The sequence below is a fragment of the Novipirellula caenicola genome (genome assembly GCF_039545035.1).
GTDB classification, from domain to species: domain Bacteria; phylum Planctomycetota; class Planctomycetia; order Pirellulales; family Pirellulaceae; genus Novipirellula; species Novipirellula caenicola.
Genome location: NZ_BAABRO010000003.1, coordinates 604,543 through 619,262 on the forward strand (window position 1 = coordinate 604,543; position 14,720 = coordinate 619,262).

Annotated in this window: 8 protein-coding genes; 5 read left to right on the top strand and 3 right to left on the bottom strand. The window is 54.4% G+C overall.

The window, feature by feature from the left end; all coding sequences use genetic code 11:
• Window positions 1-151 precede the first annotated feature (151 nt).
• The 3 genes from ABEA92_RS09600 (at window position 152) to ABEA92_RS09610 (ending at window position 6,189) form a co-directional block, all read left to right on the top strand.
• On the top strand, window positions 152-2,860 hold the full coding sequence (locus ABEA92_RS09600) for a holo-ACP synthase (protein ID WP_345683599.1): 2,709 nt from the start codon (window positions 152-154) through the stop codon (window positions 2,858-2,860).
• A gap of 81 nt (window positions 2,861-2,941) precedes the next feature.
• Window positions 2,942-4,366: a magnesium chelatase ATPase subunit I gene (locus ABEA92_RS09605; protein ID WP_345683600.1), complete on the top strand. Its 1,425-nt coding sequence runs from the start codon at window positions 2,942-2,944 to the stop codon at window positions 4,364-4,366.
• A gap of 119 nt (window positions 4,367-4,485) precedes the next feature.
• Window positions 4,486-6,189 carry a vWA domain-containing protein gene (locus ABEA92_RS09610; protein ID WP_345683601.1) on the top strand — a complete coding sequence of 568 codons (1,704 nt, stop codon included), beginning with the start codon at window positions 4,486-4,488 and terminating at the stop codon, window positions 6,187-6,189.
• 55 nt (window positions 6,190-6,244) lie between these two features.
• On the opposite strand, the gene ABEA92_RS09615 is transcribed toward ABEA92_RS09610, so the two are convergent.
• Window positions 6,245-7,120: an endonuclease/exonuclease/phosphatase family protein gene (locus tag ABEA92_RS09615; RefSeq protein ID WP_345683602.1), complete on the bottom strand. Its 876-nt coding sequence runs from the start codon at window positions 7,118-7,120 to the stop codon at window positions 6,245-6,247.
• Between the two features lie 72 nt (window positions 7,121-7,192).
• A complete protein-coding gene (locus tag ABEA92_RS09620) occupies window positions 7,193-7,972 on the bottom strand; it encodes an AraC family transcriptional regulator (RefSeq protein WP_345683603.1) in 780 nt (259 codons plus the stop codon).
• A gap of 390 nt (window positions 7,973-8,362) precedes the next feature.
• Between ABEA92_RS09620 and ABEA92_RS09625 the strand changes: the two genes are divergently transcribed.
• Window positions 8,363-11,053: a PVC-type heme-binding CxxCH protein gene (locus tag ABEA92_RS09625; RefSeq protein ID WP_345683604.1), complete on the top strand. Its 2,691-nt coding sequence runs from the start codon at window positions 8,363-8,365 to the stop codon at window positions 11,051-11,053.
• A gap of 153 nt (window positions 11,054-11,206) precedes the next feature.
• The gene (locus tag ABEA92_RS09630; RefSeq protein ID WP_345683605.1) at window positions 11,207-13,177 is read left to right on the top strand and encodes a c-type cytochrome; all 1,971 of its coding nucleotides are present in this window, start codon (window positions 11,207-11,209) and stop codon (window positions 13,175-13,177) included.
• 2 nt (window positions 13,178-13,179) lie between these two features.
• Here the strand turns inward: ABEA92_RS09630 and ABEA92_RS09635 are convergent, their stop codons facing one another.
• Window positions 13,180-14,712 (bottom strand): SpoVR family protein, encoded by a 1,533-nt coding sequence (locus tag ABEA92_RS09635; protein ID WP_345683606.1) that lies wholly within the window; start codon window positions 14,710-14,712, stop codon window positions 13,180-13,182.
• Window positions 14,713-14,720: the final 8 nt, after the last annotated feature.

The following is a 14,720-nucleotide window of genomic DNA, read 5'->3' on the forward strand; positions in this document are numbered from 1 at the left end:
GCCCCGGCACCGATGTGTCGGATTAGAACCGTTTGATAACAATTCGGTTTGTGGGACGAAAGTACAGAAAACAGAAACGTACAGACAACAGAAACAACGCCGGATCGAAACAACACCGGATCGGTTTGAGTAAAGGTTTTTTTGAGAGTTGATGCAACGCACGAACATCGAAACGAGCGAGTTGAGTGTCGAAGAATTTCGACGTCTCGGCTTACGTCTGAACGAATGCCGATTGCCGGTCATTCGCCAGGCGGTTGCGCGGGGTGGTAAATTGCTTGCTGACCAACAACTCACGTCGCCCTCACCCCAACGCGAACGTGAATTGTCGCGGCTGGTGACGGCGGCTTACCGAGTGCTCGATCCTCGAAACCGCAACGACTTTGTTCAGCGAATCCTGGTGGGGCGTTTGCTTCCCGAGGGAACGCTGTGGTCGGAACAGCAGACCTTTCGTATCGGTGTGGCTGGATCGGTTGGCAATCCAAGCAACGCCGATGCAGCATCGGATGACGATCCCTTTGACTTTGATCTTTCGAGCTCGAGTCAGACTCCGTTTATGGTCCAAACGCGAGCTTCGATTGCCAATTGGACGCAGAGCCTCGATTCGCAAGATCTGATCGAAGCAGGCGTGCGGCGACGTCGACTCGTCAACATGCGGAATTCGATTCAACATCCTTGGATGTTGCTTTCGTTGTTCGGGTTGCTTGTTGCGACGCTGTTTGGAGTTGCCAACCTGGATCTCGGTCCCGAAGAATATTTGGGGCCTGAATCGTATCAGGCGTTCAATGGTGAGTTTGCGGACGCGCCTGCGATAGCGGACGCCGACACCACGGACGCCGTGCCCGGCAAGGCGTCGGTGGCAGACGCGTTGCCCGGCACGGATCCAAAGGTTGCCCCCGAGGCAATGGTTGCTGTCGTGCCAAAGGTTGCTGCCGCAGCGGTTAGCGTTCCTCTGGCGACCGCAGTTACCGCGTCCGATCCCCAGGCCACGGTCTCGACTGAACCGTCCACCCCAGCGAACACGAACGCCATTGCAGCATCCAAGTCGGTTCCGACGACCACTGAAAACGCGATGGATATTCCGGCGACATCGGTTGCAGTCGCAGCGGATCCAGCGGCGGCCGCCCCGATGACTGCCGGCCCGTTGACTTCGGAGTCGAGTGCCAAGGCCGAGTCCGAGATCGATCCATTGGATGTAGCTATCGACGCATCGTTGGCCGCGCTTTCATCGGTGCCTTCGTTGGCCCCTAGCGAGGTTTCGCCGAGCAAGTCTTCGGCATCGGTGGTGATGGCGGGCTCGCTCGAAGCCAACTCGAACTTCAATTCCGCGTCCGAATTTTTGCCCGATCCTTTCGCCATCGTAACCTCCGATACGGACGATCTTCAGTGGATCGACTCGCTCGATCGTTTGAGCCAGATCGATGGGATGAACGACGCGATCACTGAAATGGGCGACGTAAACGAAGATCATCCTAAACGCATTGCCGTTCCCACGTTGGCGCAGCAGGCGGCGGCTCGCGAAAAGTTGAAATCGCGTTTTCCTGGACTCGGCACGCGGATGCTGCCCGCAGCGGTCGAAGAGTTGATCGAACAGTTGCAAGACGCCTTGCTTGACGCGGCTAACAGCGACGATGCCTACGTGATTCAGCGAACCGTTGCCGAGCATGCTTGGTTGGTTCAAGACGTGGCAAAGGTCGAAGCTTTGGTTCATGAGCTGACTCGCACTTTTGAATTGGACAATGACGAGACATTGGTGCAGACGTACTTGGCTTCCTTGTCGATCGTGGATCTCGACGAAACCAAGCGTTTTTTAGCACGCAATGGTTTTGTGTTGGCCGAACGTTTATTGACGAGCGAATCGCTTGAAAAGAGTAACCAAGTCGCCCGCGGCGCCGCCAGTTTGGCTAACGCGGTGGACGACGAACCGCTTTGGATCGACGCACAGCGGTTGACCCAAGCGATTGAATTGTCCACCAAAATGTCGGAAACGGTGGTCCGCCCCGATGCCATTCCCTTTGCTTCAGATTTGGATCTGGGGGTCGCAGGCCGATATTACTGTTTGATGCTTCGCAATTGGGACCAAGGATTGCCTTGGTTAGCCAAAGTCAGCGATGCTCGGATTGCGAGTTTGGTCAAACAAGAGTTGGCGTTGTCGAAGACCTCGTCGATCGCCGAGTGGAATGCGTTGGCCGATCGATGGAAGATTGCAGCCGATCGAGCGGACGGACGTTCGGCCGATTCGATTCGTTCTCATGTGATCGCGATCAAACGCCGAATCGAAGCCGATGCCGAAGGCTTGCAGCGGCTCGAACTGCAACGCGAGATCCGCAGCTTGGAATCGGAGTTGCCGTTCTACATTGTCAAACTCGGCGAGTGGGACAACGTCAAACCGGCCGCAGTGCCCGAGTCACGCAACGTGGTCCCCGGGCCTGCGTTGGTCGATAGCGCGACGGGGATGATCGGGCGAGTGAAGATCGACGGACGACCGACTCATTTTCGCATCGTCTATATGCCTGGTGGCTTGGTCACACCCGAGACGCTGACTCAATATTCGGCAATTTATAGCTTGCAAGAGCAAGTCGTTGAAATTGAATTTTCGGGGCAATTGCAACTGTCCACTCCGATGGAAGTTCGCTTGATGTCTTCTTCGGCGGGACGCCATCGTTATGGCGAGGTTCGAGTCGATGGCGAGATTGTCTCGCTCGATGCCGACTCGGAATACGTCGATCTTTGGCTTGGCTCGGGAAGCCATCAGCTCCAATGGCATGTGCGGGTAACCCCGCTAGCGAACGAGTATTTTCGAGTTCAAGATGTGCTGACTCGGGGCGAACTGAATCTAACTCATTCAAAAGTCATGCAATAACGCTCGCCAAGCTCGTACAATGTCTGCACAGAGAATGTGTGCACAGAGATGGTACGTCACAAAACCTTGGACTGAGAGTTTATGAACGTTGCGAGTGAACGCCCCCGCGTGTCGACGCTGAGCGAGTTACGCGAGTCCGGTTGGACTTCGAAAAGCGTCAAGCAAGAGATGCAGGACAATTTTGTTCGGATGCTGGAAAGCGGCGAGCCGTTGTTTCCTGGGATCGTCGGCTACGAAGATACCGTGATTCCGGAAATCAATTTGGCGCTGCTCGCCGGGCACGACATGTTGTTTCTGGGGGAAAAGGGGCAAGCCAAAAGCCGCATCATGCGGATGTTGACCCGTTTTCTTGACCCGTGGGTGCCCTACATTGACCATCCTGAGCTGCCTGTCCACGAGGATCCCGAGAAACCGATCTCTGCGGCTGGCAAGCGTTTGTGTCGCGACACCCCGGCCGACCAGATCCGCATCGCTTGGTGGCACCGCAGCGAGCGTTACGCCGAACGGCTGAGTCCGGGAACAAAGTTTGCCGACATCATTGGCGAAATCGACCCCGCCAAGCTAACCGGTGGCGTCAGCATGAGTACCGAAGAGGCGCTGTCGTTTGGTTTGATTCCGCGGATGCATCGCGGCATTTTTGCGATGAACGAATTGCCCGAGTTGGACGATCTGGTCCAAGTCGGTCTGTTCAATATCCTCGAAGAACGTGACGTGCAAATTCGTGGCTATCCCATTCAATTCGACATTGATTTGGTGATTTTGTTTTCAGCCAACCCGTCGACTTACAATCGCAGCGGCAAAGTCATCCCGCAACTCAAGGACCGAATCGGCTCGATCGTCCAGACTCACTATCCCAGCGAACGTGATCAAGGAATCGAGATTTTACAGCAGGAAGTCGGGGACGATCTTGACGGAAACTACCCCGTCCAAGTGCCGTACTTTATGTATCAAATCGTCGAGGAAATCACGAACCAGGCGCGTCGCAGCAAGTACATCGATCAAGCCTCGGGTGTATCGGCAAGATTCTCGCTGGCGAACTTCCGCACGCTGATTGCTTCGGCACGTCAACGAGGCGTGCTGCATGGTGAGAAACCTGCGGTGCCGCGAATCAGTGATCTCGGCCATATCTATTCCAGTTCACTCGGCAAGTTAGAACTTGATTTGATGGGAACCCATCAGATGAGTGAGCGGCAAGTCTTGGATGCGGTGGTCGCGCAGGCGATTGAAGTTGTTTTCAAAGAGTATGTCGAAGAGCACGGATTGTCGGATATCGCCGAGATCTTTCGCGGTGGTGTGCGTGTCGAAGTCGGCGACATGCTGCCGAGCAGCCATTATGCCGAACGACTTCGCCAAGTGCCTCCGGCTTGGAATAAGGCGTTCGAATTGAATGCCAGCGAAAACGATGCGGTCCGCGCCAGTTGTGTCGAGTTTGTCTTGGCAGGTCTGTACAGCATGGAACGAATCAGTCGCTCGCAGCGATTTGGAAAAATCCAATACGAGTTCTAAGCAGCCCCGTCACACAGGCTGCTAACGCATAGGCTTCTAGCCTGTGTTCGCTGAACCGATCACCGATATGACTGGCTCGAAGCTTTTTCCTCAAATCATTTCATTCTCAGGAAATCCGAATGGACCGTCGACTCGGGGGCGTGATTCACGCCTATCAAAAATACGACCCGACCAAGTTTCCATCGCCGACTCAGCCTCCGCCGGATCTCGTTTCTTCGGCGTTCGAGCAGGCGTTGATGTACGGCAACTATCACGAGTTGACCGAAGAGGAACTTGCTCGAGCGATTCGATTGGACGCCAGTCAGATGGCTGGACTGGGGCCAAGTTTGGAGATGCTGCGAGCGATTCTCGAGGAACGCAAACGCAAAATCTTAGAGACTTACGAATGTGAAACGGTCCAGAAAAAAGCACGCCGTGCGTTTCAGCAATCGACCAAAGAAGTGCGATTGCCAAAGGAGCTTGACAAGTTCTTTCGCCGCGCCGTAATGCAAGAACAACCGTACCTGTTGGAATCGTTATGGTACCAAGCAGGGGACGACAACAGCCAAAATGCGCGGAACCTCTTGAAGGTTACTCAGCGGATGAGTGACAAGCATAACATCGAAGAACTGGCCTCGAAGTACCATTTCACCGGTATCGAGTCGATGACGATCACCAAGGCGCTCGAGGTCAAAGAGGAACTCGAAAAGATTGACGAGTTATTGAAACAACTCGAAGAGGCCGCGAAAACCGCTCAGATCGCGATCATCGATATGGAGATGTTAAGCGAGTTCACGCAGCCCGGCGACATGCAGCAGCTCGAAGAGATGCGGCGTCATCTCGAAAACCTGGCTCGCGAACAGGCCGAACGCCAAGGGTTAGAGAAGGATCCGAACAACAAAGGCGGCTTTCGGCTGACCCCCAAGGCCTACAAGATCTTTCAAGGTCGGCTGCTCGAGCGAATCTTTAGCCAATTGGCACCCTCGCGATCAGGGCGTCACCACGGCGACGTCGTGGGCGAAGGGGCGGTCGAGTTACAGCAAACCAAGCCGTACGAATTTGGCGACAGTGTTGCGAACATCGATTTGCCGCAAACGATCATCAATGCGCTGTTGCGGCATGGCGATGAGCGGCCTCTGCGACTGCATGGCGACGACATCGTTGTTCACAAGACACGCAATCACCCCAAATGTGCGACCTGCGTGATCATGGATATGAGCGGGTCGATGCGGTACGACGGTCAATACATCAATGTCAAACGCATGGCGCTGGCGATGCAAGGGTTGATCCAGTCGGAGTACCCGGGAGATTTCTTGCGGTTTATTGAAATGTACACGTTCGCCAAGCTCATCTCGCCCGGTGAAATCATCGAGCTGATGCCCAAGAACGTGACCATTCATGACCCCTGGGTGCGGCTCAAAGCCGACATGAGTGACAATGAAATTAGCGAGCACCAAGTCCATCCCCATTTCACCAATATCCAGCACTCGCTGAAACTCGCGAGGCAGAATCTTGTCAACAGCGATACTCCGAATCGACAAATTGTGTTGATTACCGATGGGTTGCCAACGGCGCATTTCGAAGACGAATGGTTGTACATGCTGTATCCACCCGATCCGATGACCGAGCAAGCGACGATGCGCGAAGCTCGGTTGTGCCAAAAGGAAGGGATCACGATCAACATCTTTCTGGTCCCAAGTTGGTCACAGAGCGAAGAAGACATCCGCTTCGCCTACCGGCTTGCCGAAACCACCAAAGGCCGCGTGTTCTTTACCAGCGGCCGAGACCTCGATCGCTTCGTGGTTTGGGACTATGTACAAAACCGCCGCGACATTATTTCGTAGTCCGTCGACCACGTTTGGGGTGGCTCGGCGGTCCCGGATAGCGGCCCCGGTGGGATCATTCGTCTTTTGGGGTTTGGGACGCATGCGAACGAACGTTGATCATGATCGGCAAGTGGTCGCTAGCGAAACGGCCGTTCTCGGTTTTCGGGTCGAGTGTTTGGTGGTTTACTACATCAATTCGTCGATCACTCAATAGAATGAAATCGATCTTGAAGTCGGCGCGAATCGCCTTGAAACCGTTGAACGTCCCCCGCGGGCCGGTTGGTTCGGATTTGCTGAGTTTGCTCGCATCTAGGAACGTCACGCCTTCGCCGGTTTCGGCAAGCAGGTTTTTTAAAGGGGGCGAGTCCGGAGTCGCATTCAGGTCTCCCATCATCACCACGGGCAGTTGGCCACGCAGCTCGGCAGCTTTGGTTCGCATCAACTTGGCCGAGTTTTCTCGCGCCGTCGCACTTTGATGATCAAAGTGAGTGTTCATCAGCAACATCTGAGTGGCGTTGTGTTTGGATTGGATTTCGACCCACGAGCAAATTCGGGGCAGATTCGCGCCCCACGCGTTTTTACCTACGGCCTGTGGATCGGGACCGAGCCAAAAGGTTCCTTTTCGCGTCACGTCGAATTGGTCGCGTCGCCAAAACACGGGCGAGAACTCGCCACCATCCTTGCCATCGCTGCGTCCAACACCATACCACTGGAATTCCGGCAGTCGATTCGCGAGATCATCGATCTGTTTTCGCGTCGCTTCCTGCAACCCGATGATATCGGCGCTTTTGATGGTTTCCGCCACGGCATCGACGCGATGATCCCAGTGGTCGGGGCCATCATTGGGATTCAAGTAGCGAATGTTGTAGGTCATCAATCGTGTCATGTCGTCGGCAAAAGCGGGAGAGACGATCAGGCAGGCAAGGAGGACGAGGCAACCGATTTTCATGTTTCGAGGTTCCGGAAAGAGGGAGAGGGAATCGTCGTGGTTCGCTCGGATAACCTGCGTATTACGTCGCGATCACGACAATCGGTGTTGACGACGGAATCGTGACGGGGTGACCCCGATATGTTTGCGGAATTGTTGCGTGAACGCGCTTTGGTCGCAGAACCCAAGTTGGTTGGCGATGTCGACAATCGAAGTGTGCGTGTGGATCAGTTCATCGCATGCCGCTTGCATCCGAGTCTTCATCAGAAAGTCTTGCACACTCATTCCAAACACGTCCATGAATTTTCGATGTAATTGACGTGTCGAAAGATTGGCTCGTTGAGCAAGTTCTGCGACGGTGATGCGTCCGCGATGATTTTCGCGGATATGTTCGACCACTCCGCTGATTTGACTGTACGGCAACGCGGTTTTGCGATGCCCTTCGTAGCTGCGGATCACTCCCATGATCCCGATCACCGCCCGCTGTTTGCCATAAACCGGTAGCTTGGTGGTCACAAACCAATCCAACATCCGCTGCTCGGTGTACCAAATTTCGACACGATCAATCATCGGCTCGCCGGTGCGAATCACCTGTTGGTCGTCGCGAACAAAGCTGTCGGCGATATGAGCCGGGAAAAAGTCATAGTCGGTGCGGCCGATCACCTCATCTTCGTGTTCAAACCCAAATCGATCGACAATCGATTGGCTGACGCTAACCATACGGCTCTGCTCGTCTTTCACAAAAAACGAGATGCCAGGCACGTAGTCGAAAAGGGTTTGAATTTGATCCGAGGGCTCCATCTGGTTAAAAAAATTGCTTTTAAAGCTGTTTTCGTTGCCGTTCGTGCCCCGTATGGATTCCGCTTGTATCATAATGGGTTCTTGTGGAACGGGGGTGTTGTGTCGGATAATTGATAAAGGATGTCTGAATGATACAAGATATTTCAAGTCCCGTGGTACAGGATGGGGCGCAGCGAGCGGTTGACTAAGAACCATTGCAACCTCGGACGCTGCACCCTGCCCCGCCCTACCCTACCCTCACCTACCCCATTACGCGTTACGCTCCCCTATCACCTTTCCTTCCCCGCACACGCTTGCGTTTCCATTTGTCTGTCACTGCGAACTACCACCTCCCATTTCTCCGTGTATGATCGGAACCCCTCCATGTGGATGTGCCCCTCGATGTGGATGTGATTGTTTGCAATGCAGCGTTTGTCCAGCGAACGCGAACGTCTAGAAAACCATTCGGAGAATAAAAACCTGATGCAAAAATATACGAAATACCTCGTTGCTCTCATGCTTTACGGCGTGAGTTTGACGGTGGCACCGACGCCATGCAGTGCGGCCGAAGTGGAACTGCAGAAAGGCGACCACATCTGTTTAGTGGGTAACGCACTCGGCGAGCGTTTGCAGACTGAAAACAATTGGGAGAGTTTGCTGCATCAACGCTTCGCCGACTTGGAGTTGGTGGTTCGTAATTTGTGTTTTCCAGGCGATGAACCTTACGAGCGAATTCGTTCGCAGAATTTTGGTGATCCCGACAAACACCTCGCTCACAGCCAAGCGTCCGTGATCTTCTACTTCTTTGGCTTCAACGAATCGTTTGACGGAAAAAAAGGGCTCGGCAAATTCACCGAGCAGATGACCCAGTTGGTCAAGGAAACTCAGGGCAAAGATTACGGCAAGGGAAACCCACGGATTGTGCTGATTTCGCCGATCGCATTCGAAGACGTCGGAGATCCCAACGTCACCTCGGGCGAAGAACAAAACAAAAACCTTGCCCTCTATACCAATGCCCTTGAAAGTGTTGCCAAAGAAACCGGTGTGGGGTTTGTCGACCTTTATTCGCCAACGAAAGAACTGTTCGAAAAATCGGACGAGCGACTGACGATCAACGGTGCTCACTTAAACGCAAACGGTTATGCGGCATTGGCTCCGATCTTGGACCGAGGGCTGTTTGGGGATGGAGGGCCGACAAGCGTCGATGCGGCGGTCAAAGAACAGGTGGAAGACAAGAATTTCCATTGGTTCCATCGCTATCGTGCCGTCAACGGTTATTCGATCTATGGGGCTCGCGGCAAAGCGGGCAGCGATGGGACGTACAACAACACCGATGTGATGGAACGCGAACGCGAGATTTTGGACCAGATGACGGCCAATCGCGACGCACGGATCTGGGCGGTTGCACAAGGGAAATCGGTTCCCGATCAGGTGGACGATTCGAACACCCTTGCCTTTATCAATCCCAAAACCAACGTCGGCGGCCCCGATGACCCCAATGCCAAACGTGGAAAGCTGGGCTCGCTCGATTATCTCAATGCCGCTGAACAACAAAAATTGTTTACGTTGCCCAAGGGCTACCAAATCCAATTGGTTGCCTCGGAAGAAGAGTTCCCTGAATTGGCCAATCCGGTTGCACTGAATTTTGACAACCAAGGCCGGTTGTGGGTCGCGACGATGGCGTCCTATCCACACTGGAAACCCAAGACGCCGATGGATGACAAACTGCTGATTTTCGAGGACCACGATTCCGATGGCACCGCGGACGAGTGCAAAGTGTTCGCCGGTGGTTTGCACCAACCGACGGGCTTCGAGATCGGTCGAGGCGGCGTTTATTGTGCACAACAACCCGATGTGTTGTTGTTGAAGGACACCGACGGTGACGACAAAGCGGACACGCGAGTGCGTCAATTGATCGGATTCGATTCTGCCGACTCGCACCACGGGCTTGCCGCATTCGAATGGGGGCCTGATGGAGGGCTGTACTTCCAAGAAGGAACGTTCAAGTATTCTCAGGTCGAATCGCCTCACGGGTTGGTCCGTTTGGCCGAAGGCGGAATTTGGCGATACGATCCGACGACCGAAAAATTCGGAGTCCATGTTTCGATGGCGTTTTCGAACCCGTGGGGACACGTGTTTGATCGCTGGGGCCAAAACTTTATCGGCGATGCGTCGCCAGGGTTTGGTTATTGGGCAACGCCGATTTCGGGACACATCGAGTATCCCCTGAAACACCCTGGCGGATCTCAACACCGCCGATTGGCAAGCATTACCGGGGGCGATCCGAATTACAGCTACCCTCGTTTCTATCCCAAACGCACGCGTCCATTGGCTGGATGTGCGATGATGTCGAGCCGGCATTTTCCCGAGGACATGCAAGGCAATTTCTTGGTGACCAATTGCATCGGTGATCGGATGGTGATGAGCCACAAAGTAACCGAACAAGGCAGCGGTTTTGTGGGCGTCGAAGTCGAGCCGATCGTTTCGTGCGAAGATGGCAACTTTCGGCCCGTCGACGTGCAAATCGCTCCTGATGGATCGCTCTACATCGTCGATTGGCACAATGCGTTGATCGGTCACTTGCAACACAATTTGCGTGACCCCAGTCGTGATCATTCGCACGGACGTATTTGGCGAATCACGCATCAAACGCGACCGTTGGTCGAGCCGGCCAAGATCGCCGGAGAACCGATTGCCAATCTGTTGGAACTGTTGAAGTTGCCTGAGGATCGCACGCGTTACCGGGCGCGTCGTGAACTCGCCGAACGTGATGCCGACGAGGTCGCTGCGGCGCTGAAAACTTGGGTCGCATCGCTCGACACCCGCGATGAAGACTACGAACATCACCTGCTCGAAGCATTGTGGGTTCATCAAAGTCACAATCAAGTTGACGAAACGCTGCTGGCAAAGGTCCTTGCGGCCAAAGATCATCGTGCTCGGGCGGCTGCGACTCGCGTCGTTTCGTTCATGATGGACCAACTTCCCAATCATCGCGATTTGATTGAAAAGTCGATCCACGACAAACATCCTCGCGTTCGTCTGGAAGCGGTGCGGGCGGTTAGTTTCCTCGAGGGCGACGAAGCGATCGAACTCGCCCTCGGTGTGCTAGAGTACGACATGGACGAATACTTGCAGTACACGCTCGATGAAACCATGCGAGCCCTCGAACAATAGGGATCGCGGCAGTAGGGCCCGCGGTAGTAGAGGCTGCGGCAGTAATAAGTATGGCCCGCGGCAGTAGCGGTCGCCGCCGGTGCGGGCCGCGGCAACCGTGTCGGTGATTGTGAACGAGTGCGTTGCCCATCTTCGGGCGACGGACTCCTTTTTGTGTCTGTTTCTTCTCGTGTTGATGTTCCGTTGGGTGGTTTGGAAATGCGTTTCTTCGTTGTTTTGGCGTTTAGCGTTTGTGCACCGTCGTTGGTTTGTTTTGCCGACGATCATTCGCACGGCACGACCGAGCGTTCGGTCCAACCACCGACGGTTTTCTTGGACAAAAGTCCACGGATTGTGGCCTATCAACTAAACCGGCTCGATAGCGAGCGGTTGCTGATGGTGCCACGGCAAACCGACGATGTGAAATACATTCCTGTCTACGAAGCCATTCTCAGTCGCGATGGAATGTCGCCTCAGTTCCGGCACGAATCGGTGGCGGCGTTGGCAAAACTGCGTGAAACCAGTATTGCCGAGGAAACCTTGGCCGCGCTAGGGAAGATCAAATTGGATGATCGGCAAGGCAAACGGACTGCCAAGGTGCTTGCCGAGATGTTGCTTGATCAGCCCGTTGCCACCTTGTCAAAAAACAAGTCGATGCTTCAAGAAACCGCGAGTGATGCTAAAGATCCTTTCCTGCGTGCGGTGGGGCTAGCGGCCTTGATTCACATCGGGGATGCCGAGTCAGCATGGGCGATTGCATCGACCGACGATGCATCCACTTTGGCGTGGATTGACGCAGTGGGGTTGGTTCCCGACCTTTCGCAGCGTGACGCGTTGCGAGATCATGTCGTCGAGCTGATCCAAAATACGGAATCCGAAAAGGTTCGTAATCGTGCGATCACCGCGATGGCAGCGATTTCGTCGCAACCGTCCGAAACGTTTGATTTGATCGCCCCGTTTGTTGCGGACCCCGAGTATCGATCGGCTGCGGTGCGAACGCTATTGCGTGTGCCAACGAAACAAAGACCGGCAAAGACCAGCCAAGCATTGGTGGCGACGCTTGTCGATTTGGCTGAATCCACCGCACCGGCTCAGCGAACGACGGCTGAATTTGTCGATGCGATGCAATTGGCCGATCAATTGATGGCTGCGGTATCCGCCGAACAAGTCAAATCGTATCGGAGCCGATTGCGTGAAGTCTCAGTTCGCGTGGTGCGAATTCGAGCGGTCGAGGAAGAGATGCGATATGACATCCCCTACTTTGCCGTCGAAGCCGGCCGCCCCGTGCAAATCGTGCTCGAGAACCACGACTTGATGCCTCACAATTTGGTCGTGACCGCACCTGGGGCGCTCAAAGAAGTGGCTCAAGCAGGTGCCGTTGTCGGATCAGCGGGCGGTTGGAACGATTTGCCGTTTGTTCCCGAACTCGACAGCGTGTTGGCAGCGAGCCAAATGGTTCAGCCCGATCAAATCGATCGAATCACCTTCGATGCGCCGACCGAACCGGGCGAATATCCCTACGTTTGTACCTTTCCTCAGCACTGGTACCGCATGTACGGCGTGATGGTGGTGGTCAAGGATTTGGATGCGTGGATGAAAAATCCCGTCGAACCGGCTAACCCCATCGGTAGCAACCGCACGTTTGTGCAAGCATGGAAAATGGATGACCTATTGGGCGAGATCGAAAATGGCATGAAAGGACGTTCTCCGGATATCGGAGCTCGCATCTTTGCCGAAGCTTCATGCCAAGGGTGTCATCAAGTCCGTGGCGAAGGTGGCACGATCGGACCGGATTTGACCGAGGTCTTCAGCCGATTCAAAGGAGACCGAGCTGCGGTATTGCGAGAGATCATCGATCCGTCGCACAAAGTAGACGCCAAGTACGCGATGCACCAAATTTTGACCGTTCAAGGCCGCGTCGTCACGGGGATCATCCTAAACGAAGACAAAGACAACGTGACGGTGTTGGAAAACCCCGAAGCCAAATCGCCGACGGTGATCGCACAAGATGATATCGAAGAGATGGTGCAGTCGCCCAATTCGATGATGCCCAAAGGTTTGATGGACCAGTACACTCAGGACGAGATTTTTGAGATGTTATGGTTCCTGGAAACCGCGGATCCCAACAAGACACCTGCTCCGTAGCGTTATGGCATCGCGACGACATCGTAGTCGTTCAAGGTTTTGCCGGTTTGCGAATCGACTTCGACCAATCGCACGCGATAGCCCCACAAATTGGCGATGTGGCATAGCGTGCGATTGCAGTCATTTTTTGACAACAGCCGTCCACCACGAACGCGGTGAGTCAGCACTAAACGACGATTGCCCGTCAAATCGGCTTCGGTGACCTCGATTTCCGGTTCATGTTTGAGCATGTCATATTGTTCGGCCAACCGTTGACGGACTTCACGATATCCTGATTCATCGTGGATCGCTTCGACCGCCAAATAAGGCAACCCGCTCTCGTCGCCAACGGCGAACAAGTGCATGTCGCGGATCAGCCGTGGGCTGAGGAACTGCAAGATAAAGCTTTCGTCGCGATATTCGGACCATGCGTCTCGCAGCGTTGCCATCGCTTGGCCGTTGCCAGCAAACTCGGGGAACCATTGCCGATCCTCGTCACTGGGATCCTCACAAATTCGTGCAATGTCCCGCATCATGGCAAAACCAATCGCATACGGATTCATACCACTGAACCGACGATCGTCAAAACGAGGCTGCGTGACGACGGCCGAGTGCATGTGCAGAAACTCGAGCATCGATCCCTCTTCGATCCTGCCGGCGTCGTACAAACGGTTCATGATTTGGTAATGCACATAGGTGGCACAACCCTCGTTCATCATCTTGGTCTGACGCTGAGGATAAAAATACTGCGCCATGCGACGAACGATGTGCAAGATCTCACGTTGCCAATCCTTTAGCTTCGGTGCATGATTAGCAAGAAAGGCCAACACGTTCTCTTCGGGCAGACTCAGTGAATTGGCCACCCCGTTATCGAGTTCTTCGTTTCCCGTGGCGGCAGTCTTGCCTTTATTGGGCAGGGTCCGCCAAAGGTCGTTGTAGGTCGATTGTTCGTGTTGTCGACGTGATTCCGCCTTGGCGATTCGGTCCTTGGTGGTGGCGGCACGTTTGGGAGCGTACCGGCTGACGCCATACCCCATTAACGCATGCGCGGCATCCAGGATGCTTTCGACCGCCTGCAGCCCATAGCGCTGCTCGCAATCCGAGATGTAGTGTTTGGCATAGGCAAGATCGTCCAAGACACGATCCGCCCGCGTCCATTGGCGGAACAGGTGATTGTTTTTGAAGAAATGGTTGTGTCCGAACGCCGCATGCGCGATCACCAACGCCTGCATTGTCATCGTATTTTCTTCCATCACGTACGAGACACATGGGTTCGAGTTGATGACTAACTCGTACGCCAACGCACGTGCTCCTTTGCGATACAGCAGTTCTTCGCGAGCAAAGTGTTTTCCAAAGGACCAGTGGTGATACATCAGCGGCATGCCAATCGCGGCATAGGCATCAAGCATCTGTTCGCTGGTGATCACCTCGATTTGGTTGGGATAGACATCAAGCCCCAACTCGCCGAGTGCGATTTCTTCGATCGCCTCGTGAGCGCGGTGCAGCGACTCGAAATCCCATTCCGAGCCACGATAGATCAGATTCGTTCCGGTCATCGCGTGAG